At 71.5% G+C, this 20,322-nt stretch carries 22 protein-coding genes and 4 tRNA genes; 17 read left to right on the forward strand and 9 right to left on the reverse strand.

Annotated elements, in window-relative coordinates:
* Window positions 1-221: 221 nt before the first annotated feature.
* Entirely contained in the window at window positions 222-1,721 is a 1,500-nt protein-coding gene (locus tag BLV76_RS04450; RefSeq protein WP_245734532.1) for a M81 family metallopeptidase, read from the forward strand.
* Here the strand turns inward: BLV76_RS04450 and BLV76_RS04455 are convergent.
* Window positions 1,718-2,467, reverse strand: coding sequence for a copper homeostasis protein CutC (locus BLV76_RS04455; protein ID WP_090968055.1), 750 nt, complete (start codon window positions 2,465-2,467; stop codon window positions 1,718-1,720). The genes BLV76_RS04450 and BLV76_RS04455 overlap by 4 nt on opposite strands.
* Window positions 2,468-2,539: 72 nt before the next feature.
* On the opposite strand from BLV76_RS04455, the gene BLV76_RS04460 reads away from it, so the two are divergent.
* Both BLV76_RS04460 and BLV76_RS04465 read left to right on the forward strand, forming a co-directional pair.
* On the forward strand, window positions 2,540-2,914 hold the full coding sequence (locus BLV76_RS04460; RefSeq protein ID WP_217630260.1) for a universal stress protein: 375 nt from the start codon (window positions 2,540-2,542) through the stop codon (window positions 2,912-2,914).
* Window positions 2,914-3,429, forward strand: coding sequence for a gamma carbonic anhydrase family protein (locus tag BLV76_RS04465; protein WP_090968056.1), 516 nt, complete (start codon window positions 2,914-2,916; stop codon window positions 3,427-3,429). Before BLV76_RS04460 ends, BLV76_RS04465 begins: the two co-directional genes overlap by 1 nt.
* 19 nt (window positions 3,430-3,448) lie before the next feature.
* On the opposite strand, the gene BLV76_RS04470 is transcribed toward BLV76_RS04465, so the two are convergent.
* Window positions 3,449-3,967, reverse strand: coding sequence for a hypothetical protein (locus BLV76_RS04470; RefSeq protein WP_139306482.1), 519 nt, complete (start codon window positions 3,965-3,967; stop codon window positions 3,449-3,451).
* Window positions 3,964-4,572, reverse strand: a complete 609-nt coding sequence (locus BLV76_RS04475) for an RNA polymerase sigma factor (RefSeq protein WP_175539572.1) — start codon at window positions 4,570-4,572, stop codon at window positions 3,964-3,966. The genes BLV76_RS04470 and BLV76_RS04475 overlap by 4 nt, the downstream gene beginning before the upstream one ends.
* Before the next feature lie 201 nt (window positions 4,573-4,773).
* Between BLV76_RS04475 and BLV76_RS04480 the strand changes: the two genes are divergently transcribed.
* From BLV76_RS04480 to BLV76_RS04510, 6 genes are all read left to right on the forward strand, one after another.
* Entirely contained in the window at window positions 4,774-5,265 is a 492-nt protein-coding gene (locus tag BLV76_RS04480) for an Asp23/Gls24 family envelope stress response protein (RefSeq protein WP_090968059.1), read from the forward strand.
* Between the two features lie 318 nt (window positions 5,266-5,583).
* The gene (locus tag BLV76_RS04490) at window positions 5,584-5,886 is read left to right on the forward strand and encodes a hypothetical protein (RefSeq protein WP_090968060.1); all 303 of its coding nucleotides are present in this window, start codon (window positions 5,584-5,586) and stop codon (window positions 5,884-5,886) included.
* 114 nt (window positions 5,887-6,000) lie between these two features.
* The gene (locus tag BLV76_RS04495) at window positions 6,001-6,174 is read left to right on the forward strand and encodes a CsbD family protein (RefSeq protein WP_090968061.1); all 174 of its coding nucleotides are present in this window, start codon (window positions 6,001-6,003) and stop codon (window positions 6,172-6,174) included.
* Window positions 6,175-6,351: 177 nt separating this feature from the next.
* Window positions 6,352-6,424: transfer RNA gene (locus tag BLV76_RS04500), tRNA-Lys, on the forward strand.
* A gap of 107 nt (window positions 6,425-6,531) precedes the next feature.
* Window positions 6,532-7,605, forward strand: coding sequence for a phosphatase PAP2 family protein (locus tag BLV76_RS04505; protein ID WP_175539573.1), 1,074 nt, complete (start codon window positions 6,532-6,534; stop codon window positions 7,603-7,605).
* A 16-nt stretch (window positions 7,606-7,621) separates the two neighbouring features.
* A complete protein-coding gene (locus tag BLV76_RS04510) occupies window positions 7,622-8,668 on the forward strand; it encodes an NAD(P)-dependent alcohol dehydrogenase (RefSeq protein WP_090968063.1) in 1,047 nt (348 codons plus the stop codon).
* A gap of 77 nt (window positions 8,669-8,745) precedes the next feature.
* Here the strand turns inward: BLV76_RS04510 and BLV76_RS04515 are convergent, their stop codons facing one another.
* Entirely contained in the window at window positions 8,746-10,215 is a 1,470-nt protein-coding gene (locus tag BLV76_RS04515) for an NAD(P)/FAD-dependent oxidoreductase (protein WP_090968064.1), read from the reverse strand.
* A 220-nt stretch (window positions 10,216-10,435) separates the two neighbouring features.
* Here BLV76_RS04515 and BLV76_RS22000 point away from each other — a divergent pair, with 220 nt between their 5' ends.
* Genes BLV76_RS22000 through BLV76_RS04525 form a run of 3 tightly spaced genes read left to right on the forward strand, consistent with a single transcriptional unit; the run spans window position 10,436 to window position 12,115 of the window.
* Window positions 10,436-11,377, forward strand: coding sequence for an ATP-binding protein (locus BLV76_RS22000; RefSeq protein WP_425433727.1), 942 nt, complete (start codon window positions 10,436-10,438; stop codon window positions 11,375-11,377).
* Window positions 11,374-11,775, forward strand: a complete 402-nt coding sequence (locus tag BLV76_RS22410) for a fluoride efflux transporter FluC (protein ID WP_175539575.1) — start codon at window positions 11,374-11,376, stop codon at window positions 11,773-11,775. The genes BLV76_RS22000 and BLV76_RS22410 overlap by 4 nt, the downstream gene beginning before the upstream one ends.
* Window positions 11,776-11,782: 7 nt before the next feature.
* Window positions 11,783-12,115 (forward strand): fluoride efflux transporter FluC, encoded by a 333-nt coding sequence (locus BLV76_RS04525; RefSeq protein WP_090968065.1) that lies wholly within the window; start codon window positions 11,783-11,785, stop codon window positions 12,113-12,115.
* 47 nt (window positions 12,116-12,162) lie between these two features.
* Here BLV76_RS04525 and BLV76_RS04530 read toward each other — a convergent pair whose 3' ends face one another.
* The 3 genes from BLV76_RS04530 to BLV76_RS04540 all read right to left on the reverse strand — a co-directional run bounded on the left by BLV76_RS04530 (window position 12,163) and on the right by BLV76_RS04540 (window position 12,849).
* Complete coding sequence (locus BLV76_RS04530; protein WP_090972313.1) at window positions 12,163-12,516, reverse strand: metallopeptidase family protein; 354 nt, start codon at window positions 12,514-12,516, stop codon at window positions 12,163-12,165.
* Window positions 12,517-12,602: 86 nt separating this feature from the next.
* Window positions 12,603-12,676, reverse strand: a tRNA-Asp gene (locus BLV76_RS04535).
* 97 nt (window positions 12,677-12,773) lie between these two features.
* Window positions 12,774-12,849, reverse strand: a tRNA-Glu gene (locus BLV76_RS04540).
* 149 nt (window positions 12,850-12,998) lie between these two features.
* Here BLV76_RS04540 and BLV76_RS04545 point away from each other — a divergent pair.
* The 5 genes from BLV76_RS04545 to BLV76_RS04565 all read left to right on the forward strand — a co-directional run bounded on the left by BLV76_RS04545 (window position 12,999) and on the right by BLV76_RS04565 (window position 17,717).
* Window positions 12,999-13,391: a response regulator gene (locus BLV76_RS04545; RefSeq protein ID WP_090968066.1), complete on the forward strand. Its 393-nt coding sequence runs from the start codon at window positions 12,999-13,001 to the stop codon at window positions 13,389-13,391.
* 285 nt (window positions 13,392-13,676) lie between these two features.
* Window positions 13,677-14,780 (forward strand): cytochrome P450, encoded by a 1,104-nt coding sequence (locus BLV76_RS04550; RefSeq protein ID WP_090968067.1) that lies wholly within the window; start codon window positions 13,677-13,679, stop codon window positions 14,778-14,780.
* Window positions 14,777-16,111, forward strand: coding sequence for a sensor histidine kinase (locus BLV76_RS04555; RefSeq protein WP_090968068.1), 1,335 nt, complete (start codon window positions 14,777-14,779; stop codon window positions 16,109-16,111). The genes BLV76_RS04550 and BLV76_RS04555 overlap by 4 nt, the downstream gene beginning before the upstream one ends.
* A gap of 132 nt (window positions 16,112-16,243) precedes the next feature.
* Window positions 16,244-17,581, forward strand: a complete 1,338-nt coding sequence (locus tag BLV76_RS04560; protein ID WP_175539576.1) for a sensor histidine kinase — start codon at window positions 16,244-16,246, stop codon at window positions 17,579-17,581.
* A gap of 62 nt (window positions 17,582-17,643) precedes the next feature.
* Window positions 17,644-17,717: transfer RNA gene (locus tag BLV76_RS04565), tRNA-Phe, on the forward strand.
* Window positions 17,718-17,791: 74 nt separating this feature from the next.
* On the opposite strand, the gene BLV76_RS04570 is transcribed toward BLV76_RS04565, so the two are convergent.
* Window positions 17,792-18,616 (reverse strand): phosphate ABC transporter ATP-binding protein, encoded by an 825-nt coding sequence (locus BLV76_RS04570; RefSeq protein WP_090968070.1) that lies wholly within the window; start codon window positions 18,614-18,616, stop codon window positions 17,792-17,794.
* 91 nt (window positions 18,617-18,707) lie between these two features.
* On the reverse strand, window positions 18,708-20,273 hold the full coding sequence (locus BLV76_RS04575) for a substrate-binding domain-containing protein (protein WP_175539577.1): 1,566 nt from the start codon (window positions 20,271-20,273) through the stop codon (window positions 18,708-18,710).
* Window positions 20,274-20,322: the final 49 nt, after the last annotated feature.

Below are 20,322 nucleotides of genomic sequence, written 5' to 3' on the forward strand. Positions count from 1 at the left end.
GACACGCCGCTTGCGACTCACGAGCTGGCAGGGCCCGAAGAAGAAAACGCCGTTGGATCACAAACTCCGCGGGCGTCTACCTGCTGGAACTTGCACCTGTTGCACTCCAAACCCTACCAACAAGACGGCCGTTGTCACCTGTCCGTTGGTAGCGCATCGTGAACTCTCGACCAACGGCCCGTCCGAGGGGGTGAGCGGTCGGGCCTGACACGATCGGGAGCGTGACCAGCACACCTCTTCCGCGCATCGCCGTCTGCGGCATCAGCCTCGAGGCGTCGACCTTCTCCCCCGCCCTCACCACGGCCGCGATGCTGTCGCCCAAGCGTGGCCGCGAGGTGCTCGACGCCTGGCCGTTCTGGAGCACCGGCGGGTCCCTCGCCGACCGGGCGGAGTGGATCGGGATCCTCCAGGCACGCAACATCGCCGGCGGCGCGATCCCGGCCGACGACTACGCCCAGCTCAAGGCCGAGATCCTCGGCGGGCTCGTGGCCGCGGTCGCCGAGGCGCCCCTCGACGGACTCGTCCTCGACATCCACGGCGCGGGGAGCGTCGTCGGCCTCGACGACATGGAGGGCGACCTCGCGGTGGCCGTGCGCGACGTCGTGGGTCCCGACTGCCTCCTCAGCAGCGGGATGGACCTGCACGGCAACGTGTCCCGCACGCTGGCGGAGACCGTCGACCTGCTGACGACGTACCGCACCGCGCCGCACGTGGACTGGCAGGAGACCAAGGAGCGCGCGGCGGCCAACCTCGTCGCCCGGCTCGCGCTGCCCGCCGGCCGGCGCCGGCCTGCGAAGGCGTGGGTGCCGGTGCCGATCCTGCTGCCCGGCGAGATGACGAGCACCCGGCAGGAGCCGGCGACGAGCCTCTACGCGCGGGTGCCGGAGATCGAGGCCCTCGACGGGATCCTCGACGCCGGGATCTGGATCGGCTACCCGTGGGCCGACGAGCCGCGCAACTGCGCGGTGGTGATGGTGGTCGGCGACGACGCCGAGCTGGCGATGGCCGAGGCGGGCGACCTGGCTCGTGAGCTGTGGGAGCGGCGTGAGGACTTCGGGTTCGTCGCGCCGACCGGCTCGTTCGCCGAGGTGCTGGCCGCGGCGACCGCGTCGCCGCTCCGGCCCTACTTCATCTCGGACTCGGGCGACAACCCGACCGCGGGCGGTGCCGGTGACGTCACGTGGACGCTGGCCGAGCTGCTCGCGAGCGAGGACCTCGCCGCCAGCGGCAAGCGCGCGATCTACGCATCGATCCCGGACAGCATGGGCGCCCTCGCCGCCGCGGAGGCGGGCGTGGGAGCCGACGTACGCCTCACGCTGGGCGCGCGCGTCGACGACCGCCCGGCCCCGCCGGTCGAGGTCGCCGGCGAGGTCGTCGCGGTGGTGCCGAGCGAGGACAACCTCGAGGTCGTGGTGCGCACGCCGACGGTCGACGTGGTCCTCACCCGGCGGCGACGGCCGTACCACCTCGAGGCCGACTTCACCCGGCTCGGGCTCGACCCGCGCAGCGCCGACATCGTGGTGGTGAAGATCGGCTACCTCGAGCCCGAGCTCTTCGACATGGCCGCCGACTGGATGCTGGCGCTCACCCCGGGCGGCGTGGACCAGGACCTCGTGCGGCTCGGCCACCAGCGGGTGCAGCGGCCGATGTTCCCGCTCGACGACGTGTCCGGGGTCGACCCGGTGGCGGGCGCCGTGCTCTTCCCGGGAGACACCGCCTAGCGCTGCACCTGTCGGCCCAGGGCCGCCATCACGTCGGCCAGGACCTCGGCGCTCGTCACGCTGCGGGTGCCGTCGTCGTAGCCCGCCGACACCCCGACCGACGCGACGGTGCCGGGCGCGCGGAGGTGGACCTCGCGGGCGCCGGTCGCGGCGACGACCTCGGCCACGTTGGCGGGTCGTACGCCGCCTCCCACCGCGATCCGCACGTCCTCACCGCCGCGGGCGACGAGGTCGGCGAGCTCGGGGAGGTGCTCGAGCGCCGGCCCGGGGCCTCCGCTGGTGAGCACCCGGGTGACGCCCAGGTCGGCGAGGAGCGCCAGTCCCGTCGGCTTGTCGGGCACGGAGTCGAAGGCCTTGTGGAAGGTGACCGGCGCGTCGCCGCACGCGGCGACGAGTCGTCGTACGGCGTCCGCGTCGACCGTGCCGTCGGGCTCGAGCGTGCCGATCACGAAGCCGAGCCGGGTGGACGGCTCCACTCCGGAGCGGACGGCCTCGATGTCGGTGACCATCACGTCGACGTCCTCGGCGCCGTGGACGAAGTCGCCCGGCCGGGAGCGGACCAGCACCCGGATCTCGAGGGCCGGCGCCGCGGCGGCGCAGTGGCGGACGAACCCCAGCGTGGGCGTCGTACCTCCGTCGACGAGGCCGGCACACACCTCGAGCGCATCGGCTCCCGCCTCGGCTGCGAGCCGGGCGCCTCCGACGTCCTCGAGGCAGATCTCGACGAGGGTGTGGGTCTCGCTCATGGGCCACACGCTATGCGTGTTCGCGGACTCCGATATTTTCCCTCCGTCATCCCCCACCGATCAGGAGAGCCCGTGAGCGTCCTCGTCTTCCACAAGCCCACCCCCGAGGGGGCCGAGGCCGTGCGCGCCGGGGCCCAGCAGGCCGCCTTCTTCGGCACCACCCTCGTGGTCCACAACCTGCCCCACGACGCGGCCGAGGCCGAGGAGGTCTCCGCGCTCGCGTCGGGTGCCGCGGCCGGCGCGGGCGTCGAGCTCATCACCGTGCTCGGCCCGGACGACGGCGGCACCGGCGTCGACGAGTTCCTCGCCGCGGCCGACGAGCCCGGTGTCGACCTGCTGGTGCTCGGCATCCGCCACCGCACCCCGGTCGGCAAGCTGATCCTGGGCAGCACCGAGCAGCAGATCCTGCTCGACGCCCCGCGCCCGGTGCTCGCGGTCAAGGCCTGATGGCGACCCTGCTGCCGTTCGGCGACCACACGCCCGAGGTCGACCCCACCGCCTGGCTCGCGCCGAACGCGACCCTGATCGGCGACGTGACGGTCGGGGAGGACGCCAGCGTCTGGTTCGGCGCGGTGATCCGCGGCGACGGGGCGCACATCTCCGTCGGCGCCCGGAGCAACGTGCAGGACAACGCCGTCTTCCACGCCGACCCTGGCTTCGCGCTGACCCTCGGCGCCGACGTGGCGGTCGGGCACGCGGCCGTCCTGCACGGCTGCACCGTCGACGACGGCGTCCTGGTCGGCATGGGCGCGGTGGTGATGAACGGCGCCCACATCGGCAGCGGCTCGATCGTCGCGGCGGGCGCTCTCGTCACGGAAGGCACCGTCGTCCCGCCCCGCTCGCTGGTCGCCGGGGTGCCGGCCAAGGTGCGACGCGAGACCACCGAGGACGAGGTGGCCGGCATCGCGCGCAACACGTCGGGCTACCGCGAGCGCGCCCGGGCGTACGCCCAGCACGGCTGAGCACGCCACGGCGGCGCTGTCAGTGCAGCTCGTCGCTCGGGTCGACGACGTGGGGGTCGCCCACGGTGACGTCGGAGACGTGGACGTGGCTGAGGGTCACGGGAAGGTCCTCACCGGCCGGTCGCTCCCCCAGCAGCGACGTGAGCACCTCACGCCCGAGCTCGCGCGCGAGGTCGCCGGTCGGCATGATCTCGGTGCCGTACTGGACGTAGAGCTCGATGGTCAGGGCGGTGAGCTCCCCGTCCCGGTCGACGTCGAACAGGATCCGCCCCACGGCGGCCCCGACGAGGTGCCGATCGAGGTGCTCGCGCATCGCGCCGGTGATCGCCAGCGTCGACACCCGGAGGTAGTCGTGGGGCCCGTGCGCCCGCACCAGGTGCGAGCGGCGGGGTGCGGCCAGCGCGCGGGTCAGCACCCGGTCGGCGATCTCGACCCGTCGCGGGTGGTCGAGGGCGCGGAGCTGACGGGCGGCCTCGTCGAGGCCCGCCTCGCCCCGTCGCAGCTCGATGCCGTCGGGCACCGGCTCCAGGTCGCTCATCGCCACTGCTCCATCCTGATCGCGAGGGTACGCCGTGCTCGGTGCAGCTGTCCGCGCACCACCGTAGGGGTGGTGTCGAGGACGTGGGCGATCTCGCCGTAGCTCATGTCCTCGAGCTCGCGCAGGACCCAGCACGCGCGCTGCGTCCATGGCAGCTCGCTCAACGCGAGCTGGAGGGTCTCCCACAGCTCGCGCCTCAGGACGGCGCGCTCGGGGTCACCCTCTCCCCGGTCGGTGAGCGTCGTGCGTGCATCACCGCGTGCCAGCGGCTCGAGGATCTCGTTGTCGACGGCGAGGGGACGTCGGAGCCGGCGCCGGTCCAGGGCCGTGCGCTGGACGATCGTGAAGAGCCACGTCTGCACCTTGGACGTGCCCCGGAACTCCGGCAGCGCCTGCCATGCCTTGACCCATGCGTCCTGCACCACGTCCTCGGCCAGCACCGGGTCGTCGGCGAGCATGTGCGACGCGAACCGCAGCGTCCCGGGGAAGAGCCGGTCGAAGAGCTCCTCGAACGCTGCCCGGTCGCCCAGCCCGGCACGTCGCGCCAGGGCGTTGTCGGAGGCGTCCCCCACTGGAGGCCCGGGCGGCCCGCCGTCGATCGTCAAGACCACCCCCAGCGCACGAGTGCGACCCGGGCGGTCAGCACCGTCACATCGTGACAGAGGACCTCAAGTGTGCGGTGTGTCACACACGCGTGACGATCGGGAATCCGTCCTCGTCTCACCTTCGAACGATCGGCGTACACACATCACGCCGGCAGCAGCGTGCACGAGCAGTGCACCGGAGCATGGAAGAGGACTGATCACGTGAGCGAGAAGAGCATCGCGAGGACGACCGCCACCAGCACGGCTGGTGGGGAGCTGGAGTCGACGCAGGGTCGTACGACGATCGCGGACACCGTGGTGTCGAAGATCGCGGGCCTGGCGACCAAGGAGGTCTCCGGTGTCTACGCCCTTGGTGGCGGCACGGCGCGTGCGGTGGGTGCGATCCGTGAGCGGATCCCGGGCAGCTCGACCAACCACTCGCAGGGCATCTCGGTCGAGGTGGGCGAGAAGGAGGCCGCGATCGACATCCAGCTCGTCGCGGAGTACGGCGTGGCGATCGCCGACCTGGCTGCGGGGATCCGGTCGAACGTGATCGCTGCGGTGGAGCGGATGGTCGGCCTGCGCGTGGTGGAGGTCAACATCGAGGTCCAGGACGTCCACATCGACTCCGACGACGACCACGCCGAGGCCAACGGCACCGGTACGGGTTCGGGCACGGGTTCGGGTGCCGGCAGCGAGCCGCGGGTCCAGTGACCGCGCCCGACCTCCCCACCGAGGGTGACGGCACCGCAGCACCCGACGGTACGACCGCCGACGTGGTGGCTGCTGCCGTGCTCGCGGTGCCGGGGGTCTCGGGCCTGCACGGTGGCGCGTTCGGTGAGGTGGGGACCTACCTGCCGGGTCGTCGCGTCAGCGGGGTCAGGCTCGGTGACTCGACCCAGGTGCACGTCACCGTGGCCATGGGTTCGGACGTCCTGGCCGTCGCCGGGCAGGTCCGCGACACCGTCTCGACCCTGCTCGGGGGCCTGTCGAGGTGGTCGTCGAGGACATCACCCCCACCACATCACGCTGATGCCGACCAGCGGACCGGTCGACCCGGACCTGCGCGGCCGCTGGCTGCGGGAGCGCCGCGCCGTGATCCGGGACCACCACCCGGACCGCGGCGGCGACGCGGAGGCGATGCGCACCCGGCTCGAGGAGCTGGATGCCCGCTACGCGCGGCTGGAGGTTCCGCTCGACGACCGGCGCCCGTCCGTACGCCGGATCGGACGCGTCGTCACGAGGGTGCGGCGCGAGCTCCGGTCCGTGCGGCGCGCGGGCCAGGCCCGGCTCCCCCGGGGCTGGCCGGGCAGCCGGCGCTACTTCGACCTCTGACCCCGAGCCCCACGAGACCCGCCAGGGCAACCGTCGCCGCACCCGACCCGCACCCACACGTCCTCGGCACCGCCGAGGCCCAGCACCACACCCCATCCAGAGAAGGAGCACGTCATGGGAATCGCAGACAAGGCCCAGAACGCCGCCGAGAACCTGATCGGAAAGGCCAAGGAGGTCGTCGGAGAAGCGACCGACAACGACAGCCTCAAGGCCGAGGGCAAGACCGACCAGACGAAGTCGGACCTCAAGTCGGCCGGCGAGAACGTCAAGGACGCCTTCAAGAAGTGACCCGCGTGTCCCCCCGGCGCCCCCCCGTCGGGCGCCGGCGGTCCGCTGCCCGCCGGGCGCCTCCACGCCGGGTGGACCGTCACGACCCGCGCTCGTCGTCCGGGTCCCCGGGTCTGGAAGGATGCGGGCTCGGAGCATGGGTCGACCGGCCTCGCCGGGTGACACCTCCCATGTCCCGGGCCTCTAGCTCAATTGGCAGAGCAGCGGACTTTTAATCCGTTAGTTCAGGGTTCGAGTCCCTGGAGGCCTACCGCAGACCTGCCGCCCCGGCTCGGTCCAGGTGAACGTTCGGCGACATTTGGGTGACGACGGCAGACTGGGCGTGACGCCCCGACGAGCGCCAGGAGCCGCATGTCCATGTCACCGCCCCCGGCCACAGCACCCGGAACACTGTCGCGACTCCCCGTCTGGGCCTTCGTCGTCGTCAACGCCGCGATCATCGGCGGCGCCGCCTTCCTCGCCAGCGCACTGCTCGAGCGACCGATCGCCGACCCCGAGGGCAGCTTCCTCGGCCCGTCGTGGGTCCGCCTGCCCGTGCTGTGCGCATCCGCGATCGTGCTCGACCTGGTCCCGCAGGCCCTCTGGCAGGGTCGGCTCCACCCGGGACGCACGTGGGACGCCGTGGTCCACCGGGCGCGCACGCACTGGACCCGCGCGCGCCTGCAGCTCGTCGTCGTCGGCATCTCGAGCTTCTACGTCGTCTACGTCTCCTACCGCAACCTCAAGTCGCTCCTGCCGCTGCTGCACGACGAGAAGTACGACCGGGAGCTGAGGTTGCTCGACCGGTTCCTGCTGTTCGGCCACGACCCGTCGACGCTGCTGCACGACGTGCTCGGCACCGACCTCACCGCCCACGTCCTGTCGGCGGTCTACCTCACCTACATCCCGCTCGTGGCCATCTTCGTGACCGCCTGGCTGGTGTGGTCGCGGATCGGCTTCGGCTGGTGGTTCGTCACCGCGCAGGGCATCGCCTGGACGCTCGGCGCCGTCTCCTACTACGTGCTCCCCACGCTCGGCCCGGGGATCATGTACCCCTGGCTCACCAGCGACCTGGCCACCACCGGCGCCTCCGACCTGATGGACTCGCTCGTCTACTCCCGGCAGGGCTTCCTGTGGGGCGGAGGTGACTACCAGGGCGTCGCCGGTTTCGCGAGCCTGCACACCGCGATCGCACTCCTGTGGGCCCTGATGGCCAGCGCCACGATCCGGAGCAAGGCGATCCGGACGGCCTTCTGGGTCAACTTCGTGCTGACGGTGATCGCGACCCTCTACTTCGGCTGGCACTACATCGCCGACGACGTGGCGGGCGCGGCCATCGCGATCGTCGCCTACAAGGTCGCCGCACGCGTCACGGGCCAGCGTCCGATCGACGACGAGGCGCCGGATATCGCGAGCATCACACCCACACGTGTTGGAGACCCGGCCCCCTGAGGCAGATAGTTGAAACATGAAGAGTCTTCGTTTCGACGCCTACAAGTCCTCCCCCGAGCTGGTCGAGACCGGGCGCCCCGTGCCGGGTCCCGGCGAGGTGCTGCTCAAGGTCGCCGGTGCGGGCGCGTGCCACTCCGACGTCGCGGTCTTCACCGAGTTCGACGAGGAGTTCGGCCCGGCCCAGCTCCGCCCGTCGTTCACGCTCGGCCACGAGACCTCGGGCTGGGTGGAGGAGCTCGGCGCCGGCGTCAGCGGCTTCGAGAAGGGTGACGCCTACCTCGTGTACGGCCCCACCGGCTGCGGCCACTGCCGCGCCTGCTCCCGCGGCCAGGACACCTACTGCGAGAACGCCGCCACCATGCCCTACCTCGCGATCGGCCTCGGCCGCGACGGCGGCATGGCGGAGTACGTCACCGTCCCCGCCCGCAACCTCGTGCCCCTCGGCGACGCCGACCCGGTCGCCGCCGCGCCGCTCGCCGACGCCGGCCTCACGCCGTACCACGCCGTCAAGAAGTCGCTCCCGAAGCTCGCGGGCGGCGGCACCTACGCCCTCGTCATCGGCCTCGGCGGACTCGGCCAGCTGGCGGTGCAGATCATCAGCGCGCTCACCGGCGCCACCGTCATCGCCACCGACTCCAACCCCGCCGCCATGGAGCGCGCCGCCACCAACGGCGCGTTGACCGTGGACAGCGGCCCGGACCAGGCCGAGCAGATCCGCGCCCTCACCGGCGGTCGCGGCGTGGACGCGGTCTTCGACCTCGTCGGCATCGCCCCGACCATCGAGCTGGCGATGAAGGTCGTCGCGCTGCAGGGCCGGGTGACCGTCGTCGGCATCGGCAACGGCAGCTACGACTGGAACTTCTACGGCGTGCCCTACGAGGTCGAGCTCACCAGCACCTACTGGGGCACCGTCGAGGAGCTGCACGAGGTGGTCGACCTGTACCGCGCCGGCAAGATCACGCCGCAGGTCGAGCTCTTCAGCCTCGACGAGGCCCCGCTGGCCTACGAGAAGCTGATCGCCGGTGAGCTTGCCGGCCGCGCAGTGGTCTCCCCAGCACGCTGAGCCCCTCGCACCAGACGACACGACCTCCCCGGGAGATCCCGGGGAGGTCGATGCGTCTGTGGCCCGACGGGCTGGGGTCAGCTGACCTCGTGCACGCCGCGCACGCCGGAGTCGGTGAGCTCGGCCTCGCGGATCGCGGCTGCCTCGAGCTCCTGGCGGCGGGTCTCCTCGAGCATCGCCCGGGTGGCGTCGTAGATGCCCGGGTCGGAGACCAGGTCGGCCGCACCGCCGCGGAGCCTGGCGAGCGCCGCACGGGCGAAGATCTGCTGCTCGGTGGTGGTGCGCTCCGAGCGGTTGTTGCTGACGAACGTGATCGCCCACCGCATGAGGGCGGAGACCTGGTTCTTGAAGCCGGTCAGGTAGACGAGGTGGACGCTGAGCCACATCAGCCAGGCGAGGATGCCGCTGAGCCGGACCTTGCCGACCATGGCGACCGCGCGGAACCGGCTGATGATCGCCATCGAGCCCTTGTCGAAGTACTTGAACGGGCCCTGCGGCTGCTTGCCCTCGACGCGGTTCCTGATCTCCTTGGCGGCGTACTTCGCGCCCTGGATGGCAACCTGCGCGACACCGGGGAGGTTGTCGAGGGCGATCATGTCGCCGACGACGAAGACCTCCGGGTGGCCGGGCAGGGTCAGGTCGGGGTTGACCGCGATGCGTCCGGCGCGGTCGAGCGGGGCACCGGTCTGCTCGGACAGCGTGCGCCCGAGCGGGTTGGCCTGCACGCCCGCGGCCCAGATCTTGGTGACGCTGGAGATGCGCTCGACCCGGCCGTCCTTGAACTTCATCTCGAGCCCGCGCTCGTCGACGTCGGTGACCATCGCGCCGAGCATGACCTCGACGCCGAGCTTCTCGAGCTCGCTCTGGGCCTTCTCGCCGAGCTTGGCGCCGAACGGCGGCAGCACCTGGGGCGCAGCGTCGACGAGCACGACGCGGGCCTCGCGGGTGTTGATCGCGCGGAAGTCCTTGCGGAGCGTGTTGTGCGCGAGCTCGGCGATCTGGCCGGCCATCTCCACGCCCGTCGGGCCGGCGCCGACCACGACGAAGGTGAGGTGGTGGTCGACGTTCTCGCCACGGGTGGCGCCGAGCTCGGCCATCTCGAACGCGCCGAAGATGCGACCGCGCAGCTCGAGGGCGTCGTCGATGCTCTTCATACCGGGGGCGAACTCGGCGAAGTGGTCGTTGCCGAAGTAGGACTGGCTGGCGCCGGCGGCGACGAGCAGCGAGTCGTAGGACGTCACGGTGTCGCGGCCGAGCACCCGGGAGGTGACCGTCCTCGCCTCGAGGTCGATGGCGGTGACCTCGCCGAGGATGACCTTCGCGTTGTCCTGGCCGCTCAGCACCTCGCGGGTGGGCGGGGCGATCTCGCCCTCGGAGAGGATGCCGGTCGCCACCTGGTAGAGCAGCGGCTGGAAGAGGTGGTGGGTCGTCTTGGCGATCATCGTCACCTCGACGTCGGCACGACGCAGCGCCTTCGTCCCGAAGAGACCACCGAACCCTGAGCCGATCACGACCACCTTGTGGCGGGGCGTCTGCGTCGTGGTCATGGGGCTCTCCTGTTGTCGTCGTGCGGGACTCGTCGTGCTGCTCCCACCATTGTCCTCCTGACCCTGCGTGACTGCGAAACGCGGGCGCGTCTGGTTGCTCACACGACACCGTGCGGGGCCTCGAAGAACTATGGTGTCGTCGAGGTTTGAACCATCAGTCCCATGGGTACCGAGAGATCCACCGGACTGTCCAGTCCACCCCCCTCTGAAAAGAGTCCCGGTGCCGCTGAGCTCAGAGTTGACGCTGGCTTCGTCGCCGCGCGCTGCGGCTGACGCGCGTCGCTGGGTGAGCGACGTGTGCCGCAAGCTCGAGCGGGCCGACCTCGTCGAGTGCGCCGAGCTCGGCGTCTCCGAGCTGGTGGCCAACGCGATCCTCCACGCAACCGCCCCCTTCAAGGTGCGGGTCCGCGGCACCGCCAGCCACCCACGCATCGAGGTGGTCGACGGGTCCACCAACCCGCCCCTCCCGCCGGCCCTGCCGGCTCCCCGCGACGGCGACGACCTCGACCTGCTCCTGACGTTCGGCCGCGGCCTCGCGATGGTCGCCCAGTGCGCGGTGGCCTGGGGCGCGACCATCGAGGCCGACGGCAAGGTCGTCTGGTTCGAGCCGTCGGACGAGATGACCGACGAGGTCGTCGCCGAGTGGGTCGTCGACCACCTCGACGAGACCGGCCCGGAGCCCACGAGCGACGCCGCGGTCGAGGTGCAGCTGCTCGGCGTCGACGTCGCGCTCTACTCGGCGCTGGGCCGGCAGTACAACGAGCTGCGCCGCGAGCTCCGGCTGCTCTCGCTCTCGCACCAGTCCGACTACCCGCTGGCCGGCGACCTCACCTCGATGTTCGCCAACTTCGAGCGCCAGTTCCCCGACACCTACCGCACCCAGCTGCGCGACGCGCAGGACCGCGGCCTGCCCCGCGTCGACCTGACCTTCCCGATGATGCGCGAGTCGGCACCGATCTTCGTCACGATGACCGAGATGTTCGACGTCGCCGACGCCTTCTGCCGGGCCGAGCGACTGCTCTCGATGGCGCGCACCGGCCCCCAGCGCACGCTCCACAACTGGCTCCTCGGCGAGCTCATCCACCAGCTCGACGGCCGGTCGGCCCAGCCGTGGCCCGGATATTCCCGCACCACGTCGTCGTCGACCAGCCGGGTCGGGTGAGCGCGCGCCCGCTGCGCACCGCGGACCTGGCCGTCGTCGCTGTCGGCGGGGCGCTCGGTGCCGTCCTGCGCTTCGCGATCGACTCCGCCGCACCCGGCACGCTCCTGCCCTGGCCGACGCTGGCGATCAACGTCGTCGGCGCGTTCCTCCTCGGCGCGCTGCCCGCGCTCGGTGCCGTACGCCGTTCGCACCGGGTCGCGGCCTTCCTCGGGCCGGGCGTCCTGGGCGGGTTCACCACGGTGTCGGCGTGGGTGGGCCAGGTCCGGTCCCTCGCCGACGACGGGCACGTGGCGCTCGCCGGGACCTACCTCGCCGTCACGCTGGGCGCCGGCCTGCTGGCTGCGGCCGTCGGGCAGCGGCTCGCGCACCGGCCCGAGCCCGAGGAGGCGCTCCGGTGAGCACGCAGTGACCGCCCTCCTCGTCGCGATCGGCGCCGCCGTCGGCGCTCCGCTGCGCTTCGTGCTGTCCCGGCTCGACGCCCGGTTCCCCACCGGCATGCTGCTCGTCAACGTCCTCGGGTCGGCGCTGTTCGGGGTGTTCGGGGCACTCGCGCTCGGCGACCGGGCGTGGGCGCTGCTCGGCACCGGCTTCTGCGGAGGCTTCACGTCGTTCTCGACCTTCGCCGTGCAGTCGGTGGACCACCGCGGACGGTTGCGGTGGGCCTACGTCGCGGCGACCACCGTGCTCGCCGTCGGGGCCTGCGCGGCCGGATGGGCCCTCGGGACCGCGGTGGACTAGCCCACTGAAAAGGTAAAATCTTTGGACGCTCGTCAAGACGCGTCCGGCTATCCCCAGCCGAGCTCGTGGAGGCGCTGGTCGTCGAGGCCGAAGTGGTGCGCGACCTCGTGCACGACCGTGATCCGGACCTCCTCCTCGAGGTCCTCCTCCGTGTCGGCCATGTCGAGCAACGGTCCCCGGAACAGCAGGATCCGGTCGGGCAGCATGCCGGCGTGGTTGGCCTGTCGCTCGGTCAGCGCGAGCCCGTCGTAGAGGCCCAGCAGGTCCGGGTCGTCCGGGGGCGCCTCGTCCTCGACGAGCACCACGACGTTGTCCACGAGCGCCGCGAGGTCGTCCGGGAGGCCGTCGAGGGCGCGGTCGACCATCGCGTCGAACGCAGCGGGGTCCAGGTCGATCGGCATGGCCACAGCGTAGGGAGGCGTGGGAAACGCGAACGCGCCCGAAATGCAGGACAGGGCGGGCCTGGAGGCCCACCCTGTTCTTCCTGCGACCCCGACGGGACTCGAACCCGCGGCCTCCGCCGTGACAGGGCGGCGCGCTAACCAACTGCGCTACGGGGCCATGTGGTGCTGGGGTGTTGCTGGTCGTGCTGGTGAAGCGTCGGAACTCTAACCCATGCTGTTCTGCGGCACCCAATCGGCGTGCCCACCCGGTCCGGTGGCACCCCCAACCGGATTCGAACCGGCGCTACCGCCGTGAAAGGGCGGGGTCCTGGGCCGCTAGACGATGGGGGCCCGCTCGGCCGGGAAGCACCCGGTCGGGCGCCGACCAGCATAGGGCCAGCGCGGCCCACGCTCCCAACCCGCCCGTGTTGGGTACTGGGACGGCATGTCAGTTCCGAGACGATGCGAACATTGACCGCCATGTTTACTAATCTTGTCCCATGACAGAGAAGCCGCGTGAGCTTCGTTTCCTCGTGGTCGACGACAACGAGGACATCCGCGACGTCTTCTGCCGTCTCGTGGAGCGTGCGGGCCACGTGGCCTCGACCGCGAGCGACGGGCAGGAGGCCGTGGAGACGCTCCAGGGCGAGACCTTCGACGTCATGCTCCTCGACCTGACCATGCCCCGCATGAACGGCGTCGACGTGGTGCGCTGGCTGCGGGCCCACCCCAACGTCGCTCCGGACCTCAAGATCGTGGTCATCAGCGCCTGGGCGGGCGAGCACCGGGCGGTCCTCCAGGAGCTCGGAATCAAGTCAGTCATGCAGAAGCCGCTGCGCATTCAGCAATTGACTGATCTGATTAGCGAGACACTTCGCGACACGGAGTTCTGAACCCGGTCCCTGAACGCACCAATCGGGTACATGCTCCGTGACGCTTCCGGAGTCCGTGACCGACCCTGAACGCACCAACGGGACCGGCCTCCGGGTGGTGTCGGGCGCGCCCGATCGGGCGCGTGCCAACTCAACCCCCTGGAGAAGAATCATGATGAACCGCATCCGCACCCGCATCGAGGCCAAGCGCAACGCCAACGCCATGCAGTCCATGTACATGTGGCGTCCGGCCCCGCCGCGCGGCTGAACACCGGGTGATTCACCTCACGTGACTCACGCACTGTGATGCACCTGGACAGCGTCGAGTCGGCCGGCGGCCGGCTCGGCGCTGTCCTCTCCACCCCTCGCTCCGGGTTCGTCCGGCTGAGCCCCGGAGGGCCGTGGCTGGCGACCACCCCCGAGCTGGTCAGGCAGGTCCTGGCCACCCCCTCCGACTTCGACTTCCCCGGGGACGTCAGCCGCAGCGGCGACCTCTCCGGCAGCGTCGGCGACACCCGCTCGGGCCACAGCGTCTTCGCGCCGGTGGCGCCCGCGCAGGTGGCGATCGGCACCGAGGTGTTCGCACGCCAGTGGCGCCTGGCCCTCGACGAGCACGATCGCGCCGCACCCGGCAGGCCGTACGACGCCATGGAGCTGCTGCGACGTCCGGTCGCGCGCTCGACGACCGCCGCCGTGCTCCCCTCGGTCGACGAGTCACAGCGTGACCGCATCGGCGACCTGGCGCTGGCCTGGATCGATGCCCTCGGCCCGGTGATCGCCGCCCGTCGTCCGCCCCGTCGCTGGAGCCGGACGCGGCGCACCGAGGAGGCCGCCCGCACGGCGCTCGAGGTCGCCCTCGACGCGCTGCCGGGACGCGTCCAGCCGGCCGGCGAGCTCGCCGCGCTCCTCGCCGCCGGCATCCAGGTCCCGATCGCGGCCGGTGCCTTCCTCATCGCCTGGCTCGCCGGAGCCGACGTCCCCGATGCAGACCCCACCCACGTCGTGTGGGAGACCCTCCGCCTGACACCGCCGACCTGGATCACCGCCCGGGTCGCGACCGGGGAGGTGGACGTGGACGGCACGTCCCTGCCTGCCGGCTCCCTGGTCCTCGTCAGCCCGCTGCTGCTCGGCCGCCTGGACGAGCTGGTGCCGGGGGGCGACCTCGCGGCCTTCCGGCCCGACAGGTGGCACGAGGGCGACCGGCGTCCTGGCGCCTGGTTGCCGTTCGGCGCCGGCCCGCACGCCTGTCCCGGACGCAACCTGGGCATGGCACAGCTCACACATCTCGCGGCGTGGGGCCAGCTGCTTGATATTTCCTTGAGCGAGCGCGCCACAATCGACCAGAGTCGGGGAATCGCCCCGCTGCCCTGCCGCTTCAGCGTGGCGACGAGGAGGGAGGTGCCGTCGTGAACCCGCCCGCCACGTTGCAGGACATCACGGCGAGCGGTCCCGCGTCCCAGGAGGCCGCGGCACTCGCGGAGGTCATCCTCGCTGGAGCGATCAGCGTCGACGAGGCGATCGGCCGCACGGCGCTCCACCTCCTCACCAGCCCGCGCGTCGAGGCGGTGATCGCCGCCCTCACCAGCTTCGCCCCGGAGGACGAGGAGGGCTGGGTTCGGCTCGGCGGACGTGCCTGGGTGCGCGAGTGGACCCGACCGGACAGCGACTTGCGGGTCGCTCCACCCCCCGGAGCCGGACCCGAGTCCGCACTGACCATGCCGTGGCTCTCCCAACACGTGCGGTCGGCGCCTGCCGTCCTCGTCGACCGCGAACTCCTGCCGGCCCAGGCGGAGCAGGATCGCTTCGAGCTGGAGCGCATCGGCGTCCGCAGCCTCGCGGGATTCTCGTACACGCACGGCGGTGAGATGTACGGCAGCATGTCGGCGGGTTCGCGGACCGCGGGAGAGTGGCCAGACCAGGTGGTCGCCGACCTCAAGCTGCTCAACTCCGCCATCACCTCACGCATGACGCTCGAGCGCTCCCGCCGGGCTCTCGCGGAGGCGATCGAGGCCGGGTCCGAGGCACAGCTGGCCTACCAGCAGTTCTTCGGCTCCGTCGGGCACGAGCTGCGTACGCCGCTGGCCGCGGTCCTGGGCTACACCGAGGTCCTCCTCGACGACGCCGAGCACGGCACCCCCGAGCTGGTCGCCAAGGGCATGCTGCGCGACGGCCCGGTCATCGTCCGGGCCTGCGAGCAGCTGCTCTCGGTCGTCGACAGCCTCCTCGGCGCCGGCCGCACCCTCTCCGAGGACGACCAGCGCCAGCACGTCTCGGTGGCCGACGCGGTCGCCGACGTCGTGCACTGGCACCGGACGCCGGCCCGCACGGCCGAGGTCGAGATCTTCAACGAGGTCGAGCCCGACGTGACGGTCTGGGCACACGCCGCCGGCGTGCGCCAGGTGCTGACCAACCTGCTCGGCAACGCCGTCACCCACCACCACCCCGGCGGCGGCACGGTGCACCTCTCGGCCCAGCGCCTGCTCGGCGAGAGCGGACGCCCGATGGTGCGGATCATCGTGCGCGACGACGGCCCCGGCCTCGCTCCCGAGCAGATGGAGCACGTCTTCGAGCCCTTCGTCCGCTTCGCCGACCGCGACACCAAGGGCAGCGGCCTGGGCCTGTCGATCTCCCGCACCATCGCCGAACGCGACGGCGGCGCGGTCCGCGGCGAGTCCCACCACGGCCACGGATCCACCTTCTGGCTCGAGCTCCCCGAGGAGGAGCCGTCCGGCCGCTCGTGATCACGTATGTCCGGCGGCTGGCGGGGTACGGACGAACAGTCCTGCCTCGAACGAGGTGGCCTGACTGCTCGTGATCGACCAGGGCCCCGGGGCACCCTCGCGTCACGTCCTCACCGGAAGGGAGCGCCCGCCGTGGTCTCGCACGCTGCCCTGCAGGACACGTCGAGAATCGGCGCTCCCTCCACCGAGGCCACCGCCCTGGCCGAGGACGTCCTTCTCGGCGACATGACGTCCTCGGCCGCCATCGCCGCCGTCGCCGGGCACCTGCTCGGCGCGACCGGGGCGGACGTGGTCGTCTGCGCCCTCACCCGCTTCGCGCCCGACGACCCGTCCGGGTGGATCCGGCTCGGTGGTCGCGCCTGGCTCCGCGAGTGGGTCCAACCGGGATCGAGCATCACCTTCCTCCCCCCACCGGGTGCCGGACCGGAGGCGGCCCTCACCATGCCGTGGATGTCTGCCCAGGCGCGCAGCAGCGGCCTCGTGGTCGTGGTCGACGGCGAGCTCCTGCCCGCGGAAGCCGCCCAGGACCGCAGCGAGCTCGAGCGGATCGGTGTGGGCAGCTTCGCGGCCACCTCCCTCTTCGCCCGAGGTGAGATGTTCGGCAGCATGTCGGCGGCCAGGCGAACGTCGGGGCACTGGCCGGAGGAGGCCGTGGCCGACCTGCGCCTGCTCCGCGCGACACTCACGGCCCGCCTGCTGCTGGAGGAGTCGCGCCACGCGCTGGCGGAGGCGATCGAGACCGGGTCCGAGGTGCAGCTGGCCTACCGGCAGTTCTTCGGCTCCGTCGGGCACGAGCTGCGTACGCCGCTGGCCGCGGTCCTGGGCTACAGCGAGGTCCTCCTCGACGACGCCGAGCACGGCACCCCCGAGCTGGTCGCCGAGGACATGCTGCGCGACGGCCCGGTCATCGTGCGGGCCTGCGAGCAGCTGATCTCGGTCGTCGACAGCCTCCTCGGCTCCGGCCGCACCCTCTCCGAGGACGACCAGCGCCAGCACGTCTCGGTGGCCGACGCGGTCGCCGACGTCGTGCACTGGCACCGGACGCCGGCCCGCACGGCCGAGGTCGAGATCTTCAACGAGGTCGAGCCCGACGTGACGGTCTGGGCACACGCCGCCGGCGTGCGCCAGGTGCTGACCAACCTGCTCGGCAACGCCGTCACCCACCACCACCCCGGCGGTGGCACGGTGCACCTCTCGGCCCAGCGCCTGCTCGGCGAGAGCGGACGCCCGATGGTGCGGATCATCGTGCGCGACGACGGCCCCGGCCTCGCTCCCGAGCAGATGGAGCACGTCTTCGAGCCCTTCGTCCGCTTCGCCGACCGCGACACCAAGGGCAGCGGCCTGGGCCTGTCGATCTCCCGCACCATCGCCGAACGCGACGGCGGCGCGGTCCGCGGCGAGTCCCACCACGGCCACGGATCCACCTTCTGGCTCGAGCTGCCGGCCGCGGCGACGAAGGACCCGTCGTAGTCGTCCTCGGACGGGTCCCGATTCCTGTCCGGACGCGCGCTCATGTACGCTTTGTCGCGCTTGGGCAGGTAGCTCAGTTGGTACGAGCGATCGCCTGAAAAGTGATAGGTCGGCGGTTCGACCCCGCCCCTGCCCACCGCACAGAAGGGCCCCGATCGCGTCCCGATCGGGGCCCTTCTGCGACTCCCGGAGGAGTCCTGCGGTGACGACCTAGCCGAAGCGGCCGTTGACGTAGTCGCTGGTGCGCTCGTCGCGCGGGCTGGTGAACATCGCCTCGGTGTCGCCGTGCTCGACGATCACGCCGGGCGTGCCCTGGGAGGCCAGGAAGAACGCACACGTGTCGGAGACGCGCGCGGCCTGCTGCATGTTGTGCGTAACGATGACGATGGTGACCTGCTGGGCGAGGTCCTTCATCGTCTCCTCGATCACGCGGGTCGAGGTCGGGTCGAGGGCCGAGCAGGGCTCGTCCATGAGCAGCACGCGCGGCTTGATCGCCAGTGAGCGGGCGATGCAGAGGCGCTGCTGCTGACCGCCGGACAGGCCGCCTCCGGGGCTGTCGAGGCGGTCCTTGACCTCCTTCCAGAGGCCACCGCGGACGAGGCACTCCTCGACGAGCTCCTCCCTGGCCGACTTGCCCATCTTGGTGCCGGTGAGGCGCAGGCCGGCGATCACGTTCTCCCGGATCGACATCGCGGGAAACGGGTTGGGCTTCTGGAACACCATGCCGATGTTGCGGCGGGCGTCGGTGAGCTTCTTCTGCGGGTCGTAGATGTCCTCACCGTCGAGCAGCACCTCGCCGGCGAGCGCGGCGGACGGCACGAGCTCGTGCATGCGGTTGAGGATGCGCAGGAACGTGGACTTGCCGCAGCCCGACGGGCCGATGAGCGCGGTGATGCCCGAGGCCGGCATGGTCAGCGAGACCCGGTCGAGGACCTGGTGGTTGCCGAACCACGCGGTGATGTCGCGCGCCTCGAGGGCCGCGGGGCCGGTGCCCGACTCGTGGGTCGGGATGGGCGGCAGCGTCGTCTGCGTCATGGGGTTCTTCTTCGTCTCGGGTGTGCGGGTGGAGAGGGAGGAGGCGGGCGGCCGTCAGCGAGCCGCCCGCCTCCGGATCACGAGCGGACGATCACCTGATGGTGATGGTCAGCTTCAGCTTCGAGGCCTTGAACGCCGAGCTGCCGGCGTACGCGACGACGAGCTTGTTCTTGCCCTTCTTCAGGCCCTTGATGTTCTTGACCTTGGCGACGCCGTTCTTGACCTTGCCCTTGGCGACGACCTTCTTGCCGAGCTTGATCGTGAACTTGCCCGACGCCTTGCTGTCCGCGGACGACTTGATCGTGATCTTGCCCGAGATCTTGTCGCCGGCCTTGTAGGACTTCTTGAAGGTCGACTTGATCGTGGTCGTGGCCTGGGTGGGAGCCGGGGTGGCCGCGAGGACGTTGACCGCGGTGTCGGCGGAGGCGGAGCCGTTGAAGGCCTGGCCGGTCGGGACGAACGTGGCCTTGACGGTGTGGGCGCCGCCCGCGATGCCCGTCAGGTTGAGCGTGGCACGGCCACCGGTCACGACGCCGTTGCCCTTGGCGACACCGTCGACGCTGAAGGAGACGACGCCCTGCGGCTTGAGCGTGCCGCCGCCGCCGATGGTGGCGGTGAGGGAGAGCGCACCGGCGGAGGCCGACGTACCGGCGACAGCGGTGGTGGTGTTCACCTTGGCCGTGAGCAGGTCGCTCGTGGCGGTGGCGGTGGTGGTGGCCACGCCGCACTTGCCACCCTGGGAGGCGGAGAGGAGCTGCTCGAAGCCGGCGTCGAGGATCAGCGAGGTGGCGGCCGGCGAGCAGATGAAGCCGGACGGGCCGAACAGGCCCTGCGCCCACGAGCTGCCGGCGTCGGCCGGACGGACGACGTTGTAGAGCGCGCGCGCAGCGGTCCAGCCCTGCTCGATGCGCAGGGTGCCGAGGAGCCCGGCGCGACCGACGGAGAACGGCGCGACCGCGTTGGCGTCGCCCTTGAGCGCGGAGTCGTCGTGCTCCTGCACCGGGGTGACGGTGCCGGCCAGCGTCACCGCGACGCCGCCGTTCATCGCCTGGAGCTCGCCGGTGAAGAACGAGCGGGTGCCCGAACCGGGCTGCGGGATGAGCGGCTTGATGACACCGGCGGTGCCGCCGACCTGGTTCCAGTTGGTGATCTCACCCTTGTAGATGCCGACGATCTGGGCCGGGGTGAGGGTCGCCGGGGCGTTCGAGGTGGTCGCCGTGGCCATGGCCAGGGTGTCCTTCGCGAACGGGAAGGCCTGGAGGCCGGCGGCGGTCTCCGCGTCGGAGTTCTTCGACGAGGAGCGCGCGAAGCTCACGTTGGCGTTGTTGCCGGCGCCGTAGAGGAGGTTCTTGCCGGCGGTCGAGCCGTTCGGGCGCGTGATCGCGGCCGAACCCGCGCGGAGCACGACGGTCGTCGAGTTGGTCTGGGCACCGGCCGCGTCGACGGTGTTCGCGTCGAACGAGACGAGGCGCTGCGCCGCGCCGCCGGCGTTGTAGCCCGCCACGCCGCCGTGGCCGTCGGCCGCGTAGCTCAGCGCGTACATCGAGGTGTCGGAGCCGACACCGACGATGTCGTCGGCGTCGGGGACGAAGGCGGGGTCGGCCTGGGCCGGGGCGGCCACGGCGAGGGCCGTTGCCATGATGGACGTGGTGGCCACGCCCGCGAGGAGCCTGCGAACAGACATTCTGGTTCCTTTTCTCGGATGG

The organism is Nocardioides exalbidus (assembly GCF_900105585.1).
In the GTDB taxonomy this organism is placed as follows: domain Bacteria; phylum Actinomycetota; class Actinomycetes; order Propionibacteriales; family Nocardioidaceae; genus Nocardioides; species Nocardioides exalbidus.